17 protein-coding genes are annotated in these 17720 nt (G+C 65.5%); 11 read left to right on the forward strand and 6 right to left on the reverse strand.

The genetic code is table 11. The features are described from left to right. Positions 1 to 294 precede the first annotated feature (294 nt). Entirely contained in the window at positions 295 to 1368 is a 1074-nt protein-coding gene (locus tag GPL20_RS08050) for a tartrate dehydrogenase (RefSeq protein ID WP_157329059.1), read from the reverse strand. Between the two features lie 158 nt (positions 1369 to 1526). On the opposite strand from GPL20_RS08050, the gene GPL20_RS08055 reads away from it, so the two are divergent. Together GPL20_RS08055 and GPL20_RS08060 are read left to right on the forward strand one after the other, a co-directional pair. Beyond that, positions 1527 to 2303: an SDR family oxidoreductase gene (locus GPL20_RS08055; RefSeq protein WP_157329060.1), complete on the forward strand. Its 777-nt coding sequence runs from the start codon at positions 1527 to 1529 to the stop codon at positions 2301 to 2303. 137 nt (positions 2304 to 2440) lie between these two features. After that, positions 2441 to 3859, forward strand: coding sequence for an amidase (locus tag GPL20_RS08060; protein WP_157329061.1), 1419 nt, complete (start codon positions 2441 to 2443; stop codon positions 3857 to 3859). A 108-nt stretch (positions 3860 to 3967) separates the two neighbouring features. On the opposite strand, the gene GPL20_RS08065 is transcribed toward GPL20_RS08060, so the two are convergent. The 3 genes from GPL20_RS08065 to GPL20_RS08075 all read right to left on the reverse strand — a co-directional run bounded on the left by GPL20_RS08065 (position 3968) and on the right by GPL20_RS08075 (position 6603). Continuing rightward, positions 3968 to 4180 carry a hypothetical protein gene (locus GPL20_RS08065; protein ID WP_157329062.1) on the reverse strand — a complete coding sequence of 71 codons (213 nt, stop codon included), beginning with the start codon at positions 4178 to 4180 and terminating at the stop codon, positions 3968 to 3970. A gap of 123 nt (positions 4181 to 4303) precedes the next feature. Next, entirely contained in the window at positions 4304 to 5413 is a 1110-nt protein-coding gene (locus GPL20_RS08070; RefSeq protein WP_157329063.1) for an amino acid ABC transporter permease, read from the reverse strand. A 2-nt stretch (positions 5414 to 5415) separates the two neighbouring features. Then, positions 5416 to 6603 carry an amino acid ABC transporter permease gene (locus tag GPL20_RS08075; RefSeq protein WP_254125880.1) on the reverse strand — a complete coding sequence of 396 codons (1188 nt, stop codon included), beginning with the start codon at positions 6601 to 6603 and terminating at the stop codon, positions 5416 to 5418. Between the two features lie 88 nt (positions 6604 to 6691). On the opposite strand from GPL20_RS08075, the gene GPL20_RS08080 reads away from it, so the two are divergent. From GPL20_RS08080 to GPL20_RS08095, 4 genes are all read left to right on the forward strand, one after another. Next, positions 6692 to 7564 carry a MurR/RpiR family transcriptional regulator gene (locus tag GPL20_RS08080; protein WP_157329064.1) on the forward strand — a complete coding sequence of 291 codons (873 nt, stop codon included), beginning with the start codon at positions 6692 to 6694 and terminating at the stop codon, positions 7562 to 7564. A gap of 3 nt (positions 7565 to 7567) precedes the next feature. Beyond that, the gene (locus GPL20_RS08085) at positions 7568 to 8917 is read left to right on the forward strand and encodes an aspartate aminotransferase family protein (protein ID WP_157329065.1); all 1350 of its coding nucleotides are present in this window, start codon (positions 7568 to 7570) and stop codon (positions 8915 to 8917) included. A gap of 12 nt (positions 8918 to 8929) precedes the next feature. After that, a complete protein-coding gene (locus GPL20_RS08090) occupies positions 8930 to 9943 on the forward strand; it encodes an amino acid ABC transporter substrate-binding protein (protein WP_157329066.1) in 1014 nt (337 codons plus the stop codon). Between the two features lie 160 nt (positions 9944 to 10103). After that, the gene (locus GPL20_RS08095) at positions 10104 to 10742 is read left to right on the forward strand and encodes an aspartate/glutamate racemase family protein (RefSeq protein ID WP_157329067.1); all 639 of its coding nucleotides are present in this window, start codon (positions 10104 to 10106) and stop codon (positions 10740 to 10742) included. Here the strand turns inward: GPL20_RS08095 and GPL20_RS08100 are convergent. Continuing rightward, positions 10739 to 11386 (reverse strand): TetR/AcrR family transcriptional regulator, encoded by a 648-nt coding sequence (locus GPL20_RS08100; protein WP_157329068.1) that lies wholly within the window; start codon positions 11384 to 11386, stop codon positions 10739 to 10741. The genes GPL20_RS08095 and GPL20_RS08100 overlap by 4 nt on opposite strands. Before the next feature lie 134 nt (positions 11387 to 11520). Here GPL20_RS08100 and GPL20_RS08105 point away from each other — a divergent pair, with 134 nt between their 5' ends. The 5 genes from GPL20_RS08105 (at position 11521) to GPL20_RS08125 (ending at position 16281) form a co-directional block, all read left to right on the forward strand. Then, positions 11521 to 11730, forward strand: coding sequence for a ferredoxin (locus GPL20_RS08105; protein WP_157329069.1), 210 nt, complete (start codon positions 11521 to 11523; stop codon positions 11728 to 11730). Between the two features lie 62 nt (positions 11731 to 11792). Then, positions 11793 to 13013: a cytochrome P450 gene (locus GPL20_RS08110; protein WP_157329070.1), complete on the forward strand. Its 1221-nt coding sequence runs from the start codon at positions 11793 to 11795 to the stop codon at positions 13011 to 13013. Positions 13014 to 13046: 33 nt separating this feature from the next. Then, entirely contained in the window at positions 13047 to 14369 is a 1323-nt protein-coding gene (locus GPL20_RS08115; RefSeq protein ID WP_254125878.1) for an MFS transporter, read from the forward strand. Positions 14370 to 14372: 3 nt separating this feature from the next. Then, positions 14373 to 15032: a sulfite oxidase-like oxidoreductase gene (locus GPL20_RS08120; protein WP_157329071.1), complete on the forward strand. Its 660-nt coding sequence runs from the start codon at positions 14373 to 14375 to the stop codon at positions 15030 to 15032. 25 nt (positions 15033 to 15057) lie between these two features. After that, positions 15058 to 16281, forward strand: coding sequence for a bifunctional alpha/beta hydrolase/OsmC family protein (locus GPL20_RS08125; RefSeq protein ID WP_157329072.1), 1224 nt, complete (start codon positions 15058 to 15060; stop codon positions 16279 to 16281). 10 nt (positions 16282 to 16291) lie between these two features. Here the strand turns inward: GPL20_RS08125 and pdxR are convergent, their stop codons facing one another. Further along, complete coding sequence (gene pdxR / locus GPL20_RS08130; RefSeq protein ID WP_167532943.1) at positions 16292 to 17716, reverse strand: MocR-like pyridoxine biosynthesis transcription factor PdxR; 1425 nt, start codon at positions 17714 to 17716, stop codon at positions 16292 to 16294. Positions 17717 to 17720 lie beyond the last annotated feature (4 nt).

The raw sequence follows: 17720 nt of genomic DNA on the forward strand, positions 1-17720 counted from the left end.
GGCGCGCCTAAAACACGCTACCGTCCGGGTGTCCGGCCCTTCAATCAAACGAGGCGGGGTGCGAGATCCCGACGGTCGAGAAGACCTCCCATAAGTCTCGCAACGCCCGCCTCGACCCCACAATACGCGAGGCACCCAGACTTACGACCCATAACCACAGGACGTGGTTTGGCGAAGACTCGCGGTTGCCAGCTCGGGCAGCAACCTCTCCCTGGGGTTATGGGTCCCTGCTTTCGCAGGGACGACGAGAGAGTTTGTTGCGACGCTTGAGCTAACTCTCGCTAACGCTCTTCTTCAATCCACCATCTCCGCGACCGCCTTGCCGCAGGCCGTCGTATCGGCATTGCCGCCGAGGTCTTTCGTGCGCAGCGTGCGCTCGGCCAGCGTGCGCTCGATCGCGTCGACGATCGACTTGCCGGCTTCCTTCTCGCCGAGATGCTCGAACATCATGGCGCCCGACCAGATCATGCCGATCGGGTTGGCGATGCCCTGCCCCGCGATGTCGGGCGCCGAGCCGTGCACCGGCTCGAACACCGAAGGGAAATCACCCTCCGGATTGATGTTCCCCGACGGCGCGATGCCGATGGTGCCGGTGCAGGCCGGGCCGAGGTCGGAAAGGATGTCGCCGAACAGGTTCGAGCCCACCACGACGTCGAACCAATCCGGATGCAGCACGAAGTTCGCGGTCAGGATGTCGATGTGGTACTTGTCCCACTTCACGCCGGGAAACTTCTTCGCCATCGCCTCCACGCGCTCGTCCCAATAGGGCATGGTGATGGAGATGCCGTTGGACTTCGTCGCCGAGGTCAGGTGCTTCTTCGGCCGCGACTGGGCGAGCTCGAAGGCGAACTTCAGGATGCGGTCGACACCGGTGCGGGTCATCACCGTCTGCTGCGTGACGAACTCGCGGTCGGTGTCCGGGAACATGCGGCCGCCGACGGAGGAATATTCACCTTCCGTGTTCTCGCGCACCACCCAGAAATCGATGTCCCCGGGCTTGCGGTTCGCCAGCGGCGACGGCACGCCGGGCATCAGTCGCACCGGGCGCAGGTTCACGTACTGGTCGAACTCCCTGCGGAATTTGATCAGCGAGCCCCACAGCGAGACATGATCCGGAATTTTGGCCGGCCAGCCGACCGCACCGAAATAGATCGCATCGTGCTTGCCGATCTTCTCCTTCCAGTCGTCAGGCATCATCTGGCCGTGCTTCTCGTAATAATCCCAGGACGAGAAGTCGAAATGGTCGAAATGCAGGGACACCCCGTGCTTCTTCGCCGCCGTCTCCAGGACGCGCAGGCCCTCGGGCATCACTTCCTTGCCGATGCCGTCGCCGGGGATGACCGCGATCCGGTATTGCTTCTTGCTCATCGAGAACGTCCTTGGTTGGTCGGGCTGCCGCCGCCTTTTTTTGGTCGGACTGCAATGGACCAAACTCGGCGGCAGCGCAACGCTGCACTGCAATGTTGACCATGGCGCGGCCAAGCGCCTACTGATTTGATCCTGTTCCCATCCTGCGAGTAGCTTTCATGGATCTGCATCTGCGTGGCAAGCGCGTCCTGATCACGGGCGGCTCCAAGGGCATCGGCGCGGCCGCCGCCGAAGCATTTGCCGAGGAAGGCTGCCATCTCCTGCTCGCCGCGCGCAGCGGCGACCAGCTCAAGGCGCTGGCCGATCGCTTGCGCTCGGCGCACCAGGTCGATGCCGCGACGAGCGTGGTCGACCTGCGCAAGGCCGAGGATGTGGCGCGGCTCGCCAGGGAAGCCGCCGACATCGACGTGCTCGTCAACAATGCCGGCGACATTCCGGGCGGCTCGATCGACAAGATCGACGAGGCAACCTGGCGCCACGCCTGGGAATTGAAGGTGTTCGGCTACATCAACCTCACGCGGCAGATCTACGCGCAGATGAGGGCCAGAGGCGGCGGCGTGATCGTCAACGACATTGGGGCTGCCGGCGAGAAGTTCGACGCCAATTACATCTGCGGCAGCGCCGGGAATGCCGCGCTGATGGCCTTCACACGCGCGCTCGGCGGCAAGAGCCTCGCCGACAACATCCGTGTCGTCGGCATCAATCCCGGCCCCGTCGGCACCGATCGCCACGTCACCCTGCTCAAGACGCGGGCAAGGCACCAGTTCGGCGACGAGAGCCGCTACAAGGAGTTCCAGAAGAGCCTGCCGCTCGGCCGCCCTGCGCATGCGCGCGAGATCGGTGACCTCATGGCGTTCCTGGCGTCGGATCGCTCGGGCTATACGTCCGGCGTGATCTATACGGTCGACGGCGGCATCAGCGCGGGGTGGGGTTAGCCGACACGTGTCGCAGCCCCCACGCCGTCATTGCGAGCGCAGCGAAACAATCCAGACGGTCTCCACGGCGGGCATTTCTGGATTGCTTCGCTCCGCTCGCAATGACGGAGCCCAGAATAAGCATAGGAGTAAAACAATTGTCACAAGACCTGATCCGCGAAACCGCGTGTACCGTCGTCGACAAATTGCGGTCGGGCGATGTCTCGCCGCTCGAGCTTCTGGACGTGCTGGAAAAGCGCATCAATGAGGTCGACGGCAAGGTCAACGCGCTGCCGACGCTGTGTTTCGACCGCGCACGGGATAACGCCAAGGCCCTGATGCAGAAGCCGGCCGGCGCGCGCGGTCTGCTCGCGGGCCTGCCGGTGCCGATCAAGGACCTGACCGATGTTGCGGGCGTGCTGAACACCCAGGGCTCGCCGATCTACAAGGACAACATCCCGGCAAAGTCCGACCTCATGGTCGAGAACCTCGAGGCCAACGGCGCAGTCGTCTACGCCAAGTCCAACACGCCGGAATTCGGCGCCGGCGCCAACACCTTCAACGAAGTGTTCGGCGCCACGCTCAATCCCTGGGACACGTCCAAATCGGCCGCGGGCTCCTCGGGCGGCGCTGCCGTGGCGCTCGCCACCGGCATGGCCTGGCTCGCGCAGGGCTCCGACATGGGCGGCAGCCTGCGCAGCCCGGCAGCCTTCTGCGGCGTCGTCGGCATGCGTCCGAGCATCGGCCGCGTGGCGCACACGCCGAAAGCGGGCATCGACCGCAATCTCGGCGTCCTGGGCCCGATGGCGCGCAACGTCGAGGATCTCGCACTGCTGCTGGATGCCATGAGTGGCGACTATGCCGCTGATCCGCTGTCGCTGCCGGCGCCTCTGACCTCATTCCTGTCAGCCGCACAGTCCGGCAAGAAGCCGAGGCGCATCGCCTATTCGCCCGATCTCGGCATCACGCCGGTCGATCCTGAAGTCAAGGCGATCACGCGCAAGGCCGCTGAACGCTTTGCCGAGGCCGGTGCCAGCGTCGAGGAGGCGCATCCGGACTGGCGCGAGGCGCATGAGTGCTTCCACGTGCTGCGCGCTTTCGATTTCGCGATCAGCAAGGCGCAACTTCTCCGGAGCAAGCGTGAGCTGCTCAAGCCCGAGGTGATCTGGAACATCGAGGAAGGCCTCAAGCTCACCGTCGAGCAGCTCGAGCGCGCCGAGGCCCAGCGCGTCGGCATGACCGCGCGTGCGGTCGAGTTCTTCAGGACCTACGATCTGTTGCTGGTACCAACCACAATCGTACCGCCCTTCCCGATCGAGCATCGCTATGTCGCCGAATGCGCGGGCAAGCGATTTGACAATTACGTCGAATGGCTCGGCATCGTCTACGCCATCACGCTCGCCTGCTGCCCGTCGCTGTCGCTGCCCTGCGGCTTCACCGCGTCGGGCCTGCCGGTCGGCGTGCAGGTCGTCGGCGCACCGCGCAGCGATGCACAGGTGATCGCGGGGGCGAAGGTGCTGGAGGATATTCTCGGCCTGAGCGGGACAACGCCGATCGACCCGAAGGTGAAGGCATAAAGTGGAGCCGCCCCGGCGGGGACTTCACTCGTCCGCCGGTGCCGGCATCCTCGCCGTAGCCGTCCTTGCGCGGCCGGTCACCGGGGCTTCGGCACCCCGGGGCAGATCCTAATCATTCGCCTTCGGGCCGCCGTGGTACTGATGCGCATCGTATCCTGCGTCCTCCGCCATAGCCGCGTAGGCCATGGAGCCCGGATGGACCTGCGACATCCCGACGGCGGATTCCGAAGTCACATATGGATGGTGCACCACCTCGCGGGCAGCGGCGGCGGAGCAAAGCGCGACCAGAATGGCCGACGCGGCGAGGACAGATTTCATCATGACTCGACGAGCCTCTTGTTGAGTGCCACCAGCAAACTTGAGGTGGCTTTCGCAACATAGGATTCCCAGTCGGAGTCCCGGCTCGCGTTATAGGCACGGCATAAACGTCTCGTATTCCCCGGGTTACCTCGCGGCGGTGTGAGCCTCCAGACTCCGGCTATAGCGCGACATCGCGAAGCAGAAGGCGAAATAGATCGCGGCGACGAAGAGGTAGACCTCGACGGAGAACTGCTGCCAGGCCGGATCGATGATCGCCGTCTTCGCCGTCGTCAGCAGGTCGAAGATGCCGATGATCAGGACCAGGCTGGTGTCCTTGAAGAAGGCGATGAAGGTGTTGACCAGCGGCGGGATGACGTGCCGGATCGCCTGCGGCAGGATGATCAGGCGGTTCTTGCGCCAGTACGACAGCCCCAGCGCGTCGGCCGCCTCATATTGACCGCGCGGCACGGCCTGAAGGCCACCGCGGATGACTTCGGCAAGATAGGCGCCCGCGAACAGGATGATCGCGATCTGCGCACGCAGCAGCTTGTCGATGTTGAAGCCACTGGGCATGAACAGCGGAAACATCACGCTCGCCATGAACAGCAGGCTGACCAGCGGCACGCCGCGGATCAGCTCGACATAGAGCACGCTGAGCGAGCGGATCGCCGGCAGCTTCGAGCGCCGGCCGAGCGCGACGAGGATGCCCAGCGGGAAGCCGAAGGCGAGACCAAACGTTGCCAGGATCAGCGTCACCGGCAAGCCGCCCCAACGATCCTGCGAGACGAAGGACAGCCCCAGCACCCCACCCCACATCAGCGCGCTGATCAGCGCGAGCGCACCGATCCAGAGATAGACCAACTCACGTCGCCATAGAGCGCGGCGGGTCGAGAGATAGAACAGCGCGATGAACAACAGCACCGACAGCGCCGGCCGCCACTGCTCATCGAACGGATAGGTGCCGAACAGGATGAAGCGGTACTTTTCGGGAATGATCGCCCAGCAGGCACCGAGGCCACGCACGGCGCGGCAGGCGCTGGAATCGTTTGCGGGCGTGAGCCAGACCGCATTGGCAATGCCCCACTGCACGAAGCTGAAAATGCCCTTGGCGAGCACCGCCAGCAGCACGACCGTGAGAATGCCATTCGGGATGGAAGAGAACAGATTGGTCCGCAGCCAGCGCACTATCGGGTTGCCCATCTGCGGGCGGCGGGCAGCGCGCGGCGCGTCAGGAATATCGGTAATCGCCGTCATCCTCAGCGCTCCACCAGCGCGATGCGCGCATTGTACCAGTTCATGAACAAGCTGATGCCGAGGCTGATGGTCAGGAACACCGCCATGATCAGCGCGATCGCCTCGATCGCCTGCCCGGTCTGGTTCAACGTGGTGTTGGCGACCGAGACCACGTCCTGGTAGCCGATCGCGACCGCGAGCGAGGAGTTCTTGGTCAGGTTCAAATATTGGCTCGTCATTGGCGGCACGATCACCCGCAGCGCCTGCGGCAGGATGATCTGCCGCAGCATGAAGCTGCGACGCAGGCCGAGTGCATTGGCGGCGTCCCACTGGCCGCGCGGCACCGACTGGATGCCGCTGCGCACGATCTCGGCAATGAACGCCGAGGTGTAGGTGACGAGCGCGATCAGCAGCGCGAAATATTCCGGCGCCAGCGTCAGCCCGCCGACGAAGTTGAAGCCGCGCAGCTCGGGCCATTCGATGGTCCAGGACACGCCGAGCAGCACCGACACCAGCGCCGGCAGCGCAATCACAAGCGCAACCGCAAACGGCCACGCCGGCCGCGGCTTGCCGTCGCGCATCTGCTGCGCGACCAGCCACCGCCGGACGACATAGAACGCGGCGCAGCCCAGCGCTGCCGTACCGAGCACCCAGAGCTGCGGCGAGCCCACCGGGATCGCCGGCAGGATCAGGCCGCGATTGGAGAGGAACACCCCCTCGACCGGCCGCCACGCGGCGCGCGCGGCCGGCAGAGCCTGCATCAGCACGTACCAGAACAGGAGCTGGAGCAGCAGCGGGACGTCGCGAAGCGTTTCGACATAGACGGCGGCGAGCCGCGACAGCAGCCAGTTGGCCGACAGCCGCGAGATGCCGATCACCGTGCCCAAAATCGTCGCGAGCACGATGCCGATCACGGCGACGCGCAAGGTGTTGGCGACGCCGACCACGAAGGCCCAGAAATAGGTGTCTCTCGGACTATAGGCGAGCAGGCTGTCGGCGATGGGCATGCCGGCCTCGCGGCCGAGGAAGGCAAAGCCGGTCGTGATGCGGCGGGCCGAGAGGTTGGTGACGGTGTTGGACCAGAGGAAGGCAACGACAGCAACCGCGATGCCGACCACCAGGACCTGCCACAACAAGCCGTTCAGCTCGCGGCGTCCCCATGCGCCGAAGAGGCGGCGGCGCGGCGGCGGTCTCGGAGTATCTGAGGTCACAGCACAAAAATCCTTCTCGACAGGCAGCGATTTCCGGCGGCGCACGTCAACTGTTGCACCGATATCAATTTCATGCAACAAATGTTTCATGGTCGAGCCCGCGAAATCCTCGCCGCTGAGCGAACTGCGCATTGCATTGCCATCGCTCCCGATGCGGTTGCAGGAGGTCGGGCGCTTCGTCGCCGCCAATGACTACGACGCCACCACCCGTTCGATGCGCGATCTCGCGGCGGAGGCCGGCGCCGATCCAGCCGCGTTCACGCGGCTAGCAAAGGCGATCGGCTATTCCGGCTGGGAGGAATTGCGCGCGGCGCTGACCGAGGCGCGGCGGCCGTCGCAGACCGCGCCCTTCTCCGGCCGCGCAAAATGCCGTCGCCACGGACCGAACGCCGATGTCGCGCTCATCACCGACAAGCTCGAGGCCGAGGCTGCCGGGCTCCCGCGGATCCCGGCGCAACCGATTGCGGAAGCCGCCCGCGCGCTGCACGACGCCAAGCGGATCTGGATCGCAGGCTATCGAAGCTGCCGCAGCGTCGCGGAACTGCTGAACTACGAGCTGCGGCTGTTCCGCCCCGAACAGGTGCAGATCGTCGGCGCGTCCGGTCCCGACGACCTCGATCTCGGCGCATTCCGGCCCGGGGAAGCCGTCATCGTCATCGGCTTCCTGCCCTACACGCATGCCAGCGTCCGCGTCGCGCAGGCCGCCTATCATGCCGGCGCGACGCTGATCGCCATCGCCGATAGCGTCACGGCGCCAATGGCGGAGGGCGCCGACCACGTGCTGCTGTTCGAAGCAGCCTCCTCCCCCGGTTTCTTCCCGAGTCTCACCGGCGCCATCGCGATCGCGCAGTCGCTCGCGGCGGTGACGTTCGCGCTCGGCGGCACGGCCGCGAAGAAGCGGCTGGAGAATACCGAGGCGCGACTGGCTGCGGTCTCCACCTATGTCTCAGAGAAAGGTTGACCCATGAGCACCCGCACCAGCCGCGTGCTGCATCGTTCGTTGCGCGAGACGCCGTCCAGGGCGATCGGCGGCGAAGGCGTCTATCTCTTCGCCGAGGACGGGCGGCGTATCATCGATGCCTCCGGCGGCGCGGCGGTCTCCTGCCTCGGCCACCAGCACCCGCGCGTGATCGCTGCGATGACAAAGCAGGCCGCGACGCTCGCCTACGCGCACACCGCGTTCTTCTCCTCCGAGCCGGCCGAGGCGCTGGCCGAAACGCTGGTCGGGCACGAGCCCGGCGGTCTCGCCTACGCCTATTTCGTCAGCGGCGGATCCGAGGCCATCGAGGCCAGCATCAAGCTCGCCCGGCAATATTTCATCGAGCGCGGCGAACCGCGGCGGCAACATTTCATCGCGCGGCGGCAAAGCTATCACGGCAATACGCTCGGCGCGCTGGCCGCCGGCGGCAATGCCTGGCGTCGCGCGCCCTATGCGCCGCTGCTCTCCGCGGCGTTCAGCCACGTGACGCCGGCCTTCGCCTATCACGAGAAGCGCGAGGGCGAATCGGACGCACAGTTCGTCGCCCGCCTCGCCGCCGAACTCGAAGCCGAGTTCCAGCGGCTTGGCCCCGACACCGTCGCGGCGTTCCTCGCCGAGCCCGTCGTCGGCGCCACCGCCGGCGCCGTGACCGCGCCGGACGGCTACTTCCGGGCGGTCCGCGAGATCTGCGACCGGCACGGGGCGCTGCTGATCCTCGACGAGGTCATGTCTGGCATGGGCCGCACCGGCACCACGCATGCCTGGGAGCAGGAAGGCATCGCCCCCGACATCCAGGCGATCGCGAAGGGTCTCGGTGGCGGCTATCAGCCGATCGGCGCGATGCTGGCGAGCGGCAGGATCATCGACACCATCCGCTCAGGCTCGGGCGCCTTCCAGCACGGCCACACTTATCTGGCGCATCCCCTCGCCTGCGCGGCCGCGCTCGCGGTGCAGAACGTGATCCGCGAGGATGGCCTGCTTGAGCAGGTCAGGGAGCGCGGGCGGCAACTCGAACAACGGCTGACCGAACGCTTCGGCAATCACCGCCATGTCGGCGATATCAGGGGCCGCGGCCTGTTCTGGGCCATCGAGTTCGTCGCCGATCGCGCCAGCCGCACCTCGTTCGATCCCGCGCTCAAGCTGAACCAGAAGATCAAGGCGGAGGCGTTCGCCAACGGGCTCGGCTGCTATCCCGGCGGCGGCACCGTGGATGGCGGGCGCGGCGACCATGTGCTGCTGGCGCCGCCCTATATCGCGTCCGCGGACGAGATCGACCTGATCGTCGACAAGCTCGGCACGGCCGTCGACAACGTGTTGCGTAGTGTCAATCACTGAGGGGAGAGTAGCATGATGAGGAAAGTGGTTATCGCGGCGGGCGTGCTCGCGGCATCGACGGCGGTCGTGTCGGCGGCGACGCTCGACACGGTCAAGAGCCGCGGCACGCTGGTGTGCGGCGTCAGCGCCGGCTTTGCCGGCTTCTCGGCGCCGGACTCGCAAGGCAATTACAAGGGCCTCGACGTCGACTATTGCCGCGCGCTCGCGGCCGGCGTGCTTGGTGATCCCAACAAGGTGCGTTACGTCTCGCTGACCGCGCAGAACCGCTTCACCGCGCTGCAATCGGGCGAGATCGACGTGCTCTACCGCAACTCGACGCAGACATACTTGCGCGGCGTGACGCTGGGCCTCCGCCAGGGGCCGATCAACTTCTACGACGGCCAGGGTTTTGTCGTGAAGAAGGACCTCGGCGTGAAGGAGCTCAAGGATTTGAAGGGCGCCACCGTCTGCGTGGCGCAGGGCACCACGCACGAGGTCACGCTCGGCGACTACGGCCGTGCCAATGGCATCGACTGGAAGCCGCTGGTGTTCGACCGCGTCGACACCATGTACCAGACCTTCTTCGGCGGCCGCTGCGATGCCATGACCCAGGACGCCTCCGCGCTCGCCGGTGCGGTAACGACTGCCGCGCCGAACCCGGCCGATTACGTCGTGCTGCCGCAGACCATCAGCAAGGAACCGCTCGGCCCCTTCACCCGCAATGGCGATGAGGTCTGGAGCGACATCATCACCTGGCTGCATTACGGCCTGATCGAGGCCGAGGAGCTCGGCGTCACCCAAGCCAATGTCGACGAGATGACGAAGTCGCAGACGCCCGCGATCCAGCGGCTGCTGGGTGCCTCCGGCGATCTCGGCTCGCGGCTCGGGCTCGACAACAAATGGCTGGTCACGGCGATCAAGGCCACCGGCAATTACGGCGAGATCTATGAGCGCAATGTCGGCAAGGCGAGCCCGCTCAAGCTCGATCGTGGCCTCAACGGCCTCTGGAGCAAGGGCGGCTTGATGTACGCCATTCCGTTCAAGTAAGAGTTCACCTCTCCCCGCTCGCGGGGAGAGGCCGGATTGCGCAGCGATCCGGGCGAGGGGGATTCTCCGCGCGTCCAACTCTCACCTCTTACGCAGATAGAGCCCCTCACCCCATCCCTCTCCCCGTAAGAACGGGGAGAGGAGAAAAAGACGATCTCCCATGCGCATCGCCCTGATCCACGCCCTCAAGCATTCCATCGCGCCGATCGAGGCCGCGTTCGCAACGACGTGGCCGGAGGCGCGGCTGATGAACCTGCTCGACGACAGCCTGTCGGCAGATTTGGCGCGCGACGGCGCGCTCACCGATGCCATGACCGAGCGGTTCCTCGCACTGGGCGATTACGCCGCAGCAACGGGGGCGGACGGGATCCTGTTCACCTGTTCGGCTTTCGGCCCCTGCATCGAAGCCGTCGCGCAGGCGCATGCGCCGATGCCGGTGCTCAAGCCGAACGAAGCCATGATCGAACGTGCGGTGACAATGGGCAGGCGCATCGGCCTGCTCTCGACCTTCCCGCCGACCCTGGCCTCGATGCCGGCGGAGTTTCCGGCGTCCGTCCAAATCGTGCCGAAGCTCGCCGAAGGTGCACTGGCGGCACTCGACCGCGGCGACCGCGCCACGCACGACCGGCTGATTGCGGAAGCTTCGCGCGATCTGCGCGATTGCGACGTCATCGCACTCGCACAATTCAGCATCGCCGCGACTGCGCCGTTGGTTGCGGAAGCCACCGGCCGCCCAGTCGTGACCACACCGGACAGCGCGGTCGACAAGCTGATGAGGTTGTTGAAGGCGAAGGCTTAGGCGCCGTTCTTTTCTCGACGCCGGGCATCCTTGATCGCGGCGGCCAGAGCGGCCTTGGTTTCGCCCACGAAATCCTCGACCAGCTCCTCGCGCGTGGCATGCGCCGCCTCGCCGGTGAACAGGCCCTGCTCGGCCAGCATCACCACGCCATGCACCGCCGCCCAGATCTTGAGCGCTTGCCGCTCGCGCAAATAGCCGACCGCCGGAGCCTCCAGGGCCTCGATCACCAGCGAAAAGGTCTCGCGCGTGGCCTCGTGCAGCTCGCTGCCTTTGGCTGCGCAGGACACGGTGCGCGAGGCGAACATCAGCCGGTAGACACCGTTGCGACGCAGACCGAAGTCGAGCGTGGCCAGCGCGAGCCGCGACAGCTTCGATTGCTTCGACGGCCTTGCCATCGCCGCCCGCAGAATTGCGCTGAGCTGCCGGAACGCCTCCGCCGTCACCGCCGCCAGCAAGGCCTCGCGGTCGGCAAAATGCCGGTATGGCGCCGGCTGCGAGACGCCGAGCTGCTTTGCCAAACCCTTGATGCTGATCGCCTCGGCGCCGCCCCGCTCCGCTTCGCGCAGCGCGGCCTTGATCAGGGCGTCGCGGAGATCGCCGTGGTGGTAGGTCTTCTCGGGCTTGCGAGCGAGTTGTGAACGCATCTTGAAGCCAAGCCTATAAGTTTGCGCTTGACAGGGGAAGCCTGCCGCGAATGTAATAGGATATAACTTAGACAAATCCCAGATGAGGAAACGCGCCGTCTTCGGCGGCTGCGCACACGACCGAGGAAGCCGCAATGGCAGAGCGCCTGAAGGTTCACGTCGATCCCGACAAATGCCAGGGCCACGCCCGCTGCAAGGCGCTCGCGCCGGAGCTGTTCGAGCTCGACGAATACGGCAACGCCCATGAAGCCGGAGACGGCACCGTCCCGCCGGGTCTGGAAGACAAGGCCTGGCTTGCCAAGTCCAATTGTCCGGAAATCGCAATCGATGTGACCGAGGAGTAGCGCGCTTTTCCCGCGCGTTGTGCGTGCTTTCAGCGAACACGAGCCCCGAGGGATTTTCCGAGATGTCTGACGTCAGCCAGCCCGCCGCTCATCCGCCCGTGACCGACTGGGTCCATGATTTCGACCACACCGATCCGCAATGGACGGACGATCCCTTCCCGATCTGGGACGAGCTGCGCGCGGCGAGCCCGGTCGTGCATACCAAGCGCTTTCTCGGCTGCTACCTGCCGACAACCTATGAGGCGGTGCGCGAGATCGCCAACGATACCGAGCATTTCTCCTCACGCCGCATCATCGTCCGCGACGTGCGTCCCGAGGTCGCCAGGAATGCAGCCCCGCCGATCACCTCCGATCCGCCCGTGCACAAGCCGGCCAAGCAGTTGCTGCTGCCGCCGTTCACGCCGGACGCGATGAAGAAGCTCGAGCCGCGGGTCCGCGCCATCTGCAACGAGCTGATCGACGGCTTCATCGCCGAAAAGAGCGTGGACGCTGCGGCGCGCTACACCAAGCACATTCCAGTGCGCGCGATCGCGCACATGCTCGGCATTCCCGAAGGCGACAGCGACCTCTTCGTCAACTGGATCCACATGATCCTGGAGCTCGGCATCAAGGACGAGAGCAAGCTGCTCCAGGCCGCCCAGGAGATGAGCGCCTATTTCAGCGCTCATATCGAGGCCCGCAAGACGAAGCCGACCAATGACCTGATCTCCTATCTGATGAATGCCAGGGACAAGGAGGGCAATCCGCTCGAGGACTCCCACGTGCTGGGCTCGCTGCGTCTGCTCCTGATCGCCGGCATCGACACCACCTGGAGCGCGATCGGCTCCTCGCTTTGGCATCTTGCGAAAACGCCGGCCGATCGCGAGCGGCTGATCGCCGAGCCCGGGCTGATCCCGACTGCGGTGGAAGAGCTGCTGCGCGCCTATTCGCCAGTGACGATGGCCCGCGAAGTGGTCAAGGAAACGACGATCTCGGGCTGCCCGGTGAAGGCGGGCAACATGGTGTTATTGTCCTTCCCGGCCGCGAACCGCGACCCCAGGATGTTTCCGGACGCTGACAAAGTCGTGATCGACCGGCGCGAAAATCGCCACGCCGCCTTCGGCCTCGGTATTCACCGCTGCGTCGGTTCCAACCTTGCACGCATGGAGATGCAGGTTGCGCTGGAGGAATGGCTGAAGCGGATTCCGGATTTCGCCCTCGATCCGGCCGGCACGGTGACGTGGTCACAAGGCACGGTGAGAGGTCCCCGCCAGTTGCCATTTCTGTTGGGAAAGGCGATGTAGGCCCCTCCAAACAGCAATACGGAGAGGCCGGACGTGACTGAGCAAGCAATCCGAACGGCCTCCGACCGCATCGACATCGCCGACGCCGAGCGGCGGATCAAGGCGATCTTCATCGGCTCAATCGGCAATCTCGTCGAGTGGTACGACTTCTACGCCTACACGGCGTTCGCGCTCTATTTCGCTCCCGCCTTCTTCCCCGGCGACGACCCCGTCGTGCAGCAACTGAATGTCGCCGTCGTATTCGCGGCGACCTTCCTGATGCGCCCCTTGGGCGGCTGGTTCTTCGGCTATCTCGCCGACCATTTCGGCCGCCGCATCTCGTTGACCCTGTCCGTCGTCTTCATGTGCTTCGGCTCGCTGATCATCGCGCTGACGCCGACCTATGCCACGATCGGCTTCGCCGCGCCGGTGATCCTGGCGCTCGCCCGCGTCATCGAAGGCCTGAGCCTCGGCGGCGAATATGGCGCCAGCGCCACCTATCTCAGCGAAGTCGCGGATCCCAAGCACCGCGGCTTCTACTCCAGCTTCCAATACGTGACGCTGATCGGCGGCCAGCTCACCGCGATCATCGTGCTGCTGCTCCTGCAAAAGGTCTTCCTCTCGCCGGACGAGTTGAAGGCCTGGGGCTGGCGCATCCCCTTCGCGATCGGCGCGGCGCTCGCGATCTTCGCCGCGGTGATGCGGCGCGGCCTGCACGAGACCGAGGCGTTCGAGGAGGCCAAGAAGGTGGTGAAGCCGACCGGATCGATCACCAACCTCTTGCGCTACCCGCGCGAGCTGTTGCTGGTGGTCGGCCTCACCGCCGGCGGCACTGCGGCGTTCTACACCTTCACCACCTACATGCAGACCTTCGTGAAACTCTCGGTCGGGCTGACCGAGGACCAGACCACTTTCGTGATCTTCGGCACGTTGATCTTCGCGACCATCCTCCAGCCGATCTATGGCGCGATCTCCGACAGGATCGGCCGCAAGCCGCTCCTGATCTTCTTCGGTGTCGCCGGCACGCTCGCGACCGTGCCGCTGTTGATGACGCTGAAGGAGACCAAATCGCCCTTCATGGCATTCATCTTGATCTGTGCCGCCTGGCTGTTTGTGGCCGGCTACACCTCGATCAACGCGGTGGTCAAGGCCGAGCTGTTCCCGACCAATGTCCGCGCCCTCGGCGTCGGCCTGCCCTACGCCATCACGGTCTCGATCTTCGGCGGCACGGCGCCGGCGATCGCGCTCTATTTCAAGAGCATCGGGCACGAGGAGTGGTTCTACTTCTATCTTGCGGGCATCATCTGCCTGTCGCTGCTCATCTATGCTACCATGCGCGACACCAAGCACGCCTCCGCAATGCATCGGCACGAGTAGACCATGGCCGACGAGACGCCATCCGACAGCAAGTTGACGCGCACCAAGGAAAAATGGGCGCGCGAGGGCCGCTTCCTCACCGGCAAGGTCACACGCCCGGAGGACCAGCGGCTGCCGCCCGGCCAGCACCTCACCAAGGACTGGCCTGTGCTCGATCTCGGCGTCGTGCCGCCGGTTTCGCGCGAGCGCTGGCGGCTCGATGTCTATGGCGCGGTCGAAACGCCCGTGTTCTGGACCTTTGCCGAATTCACGGCGCAGAGGCAGGCGCAGTTCACATCCGATATCCACTGCGTGACGACCTGGTCCCGCTACGACAACGAGTGGGAAGGGCTTGCGACGCGCGAGCTGCTCGCGGCCTGCCAGCCGCGCGAGGACGCGCGCTTCGTGGTGCTGCATTCCTATGACGGCTACACCACCAACCTCGCGCTGGAAGACTTTGCCGCCGAAGACGCCCTGCTCGCCCATAGCTGGTCGGGCAAGCCGCTGACCGAGGAACATGGCGGTCCCGTGCGTCTCGTCGTGCCGCATCTGTATTTCTGGAAGAGCGCCAAATGGCTCCAGGCCATCGAATTCCTGACCGAGGATGCGCCAGGCTTCTGGGAAGTCCGCGGCTACCACAACCGCGGCGATCCCTGGGCCGAGCAGCGCTATTCGAGCGACTAGGTTCAACCAAGAACGGGGGAAGCCCATGCCGACGGAACGCTTTCAATTCACCGGCGAAGGCGGCCATCAGCTTTCAGCCGCGCTCGAACTGCCGGACGGCGAGCCCGCGGCTTTCGCGCTGTTCGCGCACTGCTTCACCTGCGGCAAGGACACGCTGGCGGCCAAGCGCATCTCGGTTGCGCTCGCCGCCAAGGGCATTGCGGTGCTGCGCTTTGACTTCACCGGGCTCGGCTCCAGCGAAGGCGACTTCGCCAATTCGACGTTTTCCTCCAACGTCGCCGATCTCGTGCGCGCCGCCGATCATCTGCGCAAAGTCCGCAGGGCGCCGTCGATCCTGATCGGCCACAGCCTCGGCGGCGCGGCGATCCTGGCCGCAGCGGGACAAATCCCCGAAGCCAAGGCCGTCGTGACCATCGCGGCGCCGTCCGATCCGGCCCACGTCACCGGCCTCTTCAAGGAGCATATCGACAACATCCGCGCGCAGGGCGAGGTCGAAGTCTCGCTCGCGGGACGGCCGTTCCGGATCAAACGCGAGTTCCTCGACGACATCGTCGAGCACGAGCTGATGAAAGACGTCACCGGCCTGCACAAGGCGCTGCTGGTGATGCATTCGCCGGTCGACGACACCGTCGGCATCGACAATGCGACCAGGATCTTCGTTGCGGCGAGGCACCCCAAGAGCTTCGTTTCGCTCGACCACGCCGATCATCTCCTGAGCAAGCCCGCCGATGCGCTCTACGCGGCCGACGTGATCGTCGCCTGGACGAGCCGCTACATCGAGGTTGCGAAGCCCGCGAAAGCCATGGATCTTCCTGAGGAGCCACGCAAGGTGGTGGTGCAGGAGACCCGCACGAGCAAGTTCAACCAGATCATCACGGTCGGCCCGCATCATCTCGTGGCGGACGAGCCGGTGGCTGCCGGCGGCGAGGATGCCGGCCCAGGGCCCTATGATTTCCTGCTCGCCGGCCTCGGGGCCTGCACCTCCATGACCATGCGCCTCTATGCCGACCGCAAGTCCCTTCCGCTCGACCGCGTCACCGTCACGCTGAAACATTCCAAGATTTATGCCAAGGATTGCGCCGAGTGCGAGACACGCGAGGGCATGCTCGACCAGATCGAGCGCGACATCGCGATGGACGGCGTGCTCGATGCCGAGCAGCGCAAGAAGCTGATGGAGATCGCCGACAAATGCCCGGTGCACCGGACGCTGACCTCCGAGATCCGCATCGTGACGAAGGCCGTGAAGTAGCGCCCTTGCACTAGAAGCAGGTTGCCATCGTCCGCACCGCCGCACTGATCTCGCTCTCGCGCCAGGCTGCAAAGCCGAGCAGCAGTCCGTGGTCGCGCGGCCGCCCGAGCGACAGGCTGGACAAGGCCCGCGTCTCGACGCCCGTCGCGACCAACCGTTTGACCATCGCTTGATCGGCACGACTGCGCGTCAGGCGGGCGACGAGCTGGATGCCGCCCGAAGGCACCTCCACCGAGAGCATCCCGCCCAGATGCCGCTCCAGTTCTTCGGCGAGGGGATCGCGACGCGCGTGATAGAGCCGCCGCATCCTGCGCAGATGGGCCAGGAAATGCCCGTCGGCGATGAATTCGGCCAGCCCGTCCTGGACGTGGCTGGCGGCGATCAAGCCCATGTGTCGCTGCGCGATCTCCAGGGTGCTGGCCAGCGCAAGCGGCGCGACGAGATAGCCGAGCCGGATATCCGACGTCATCGCCTTCGAGAAGGTGCCGACATAGAACACGCGGCCGTGTGCATCGATCCCCTGCAAGGCCGGTACCGGCCGGCTGTCATAGTGGAATTCACCGTCGTAATCGTCCTCGACGATCCAGGTCTTGCCGGGCCGGCTCAGCCCGAGAAACTCGGTGCGCCGGGCCAGCGACATCAACCGCCCGGTTGGATGCTGATGCGACGGAGTCATGAAGATGAGCGTCGGAGCCGCGAGGCCCGGCATCCGCTGCATGCCCTGCTCGTCGAGAATCATTCCCGTCACGCGCGCGCCGGACGCGCGGAAGGCGGCCGCGGCGCCGGGATAGCCGGGATCCTCGACCCAGACCTCGTCGCCGGGTGCGACAACGGTCGCTGCAATCAAGGTCAACGCCGCCTGCGCACTCGGCAGGATCATGATCTGGTCTGCCGTGGCGCGGACGCCCCGGCTGGTCGCCAGATAATGCACCAGCACCTCGCGCAGCCGCGCCCGATTGACGACACCGAGCTCGCGCTTGCCCGCCCGCACGGCACTGCGGCGCAGGCATCGGGCCCAGATTTCGTTCGGAAACTCCCGCGCATCGCCGTGCCCCGGGCGCAACGGTTTCAATGGCGCCTGATACGACATTGGCCAGTCGGCCTGCTTGAGACTCGAAGCCCAGGGTGAGAGGCGCAGCTTGCCGGAGCGCGCGCCGGACGCGACGGCGCCTTTGATGCGTTCGCCGCCGTCGACCGTCACCACCGGCCGGCGGCCGTGCGACGCCGCGAGATATCCTTCGGCTGCGAGCTGCTCGAACGCATAAGTGACGGTGTTGCGCGAAACGCCGAGATCGCTCGCAAGCCGTCGGCTCGATGGCAGCGTGCGGCCCTTGCCGAGGCGGCCGGTCGCGATCAGGCTTCGGAGCTGGCTCGTCAGCTGCGCCACCAGCCCCTGCTCGTCGGCTCGTTTCAGGTCTATCAGCGCGGAAATCATGCTT

Source organism: Bradyrhizobium cajani, from assembly GCF_009759665.1.
Lineage (GTDB): Bacteria > Pseudomonadota > Alphaproteobacteria > Rhizobiales > Xanthobacteraceae > Bradyrhizobium > Bradyrhizobium cajani.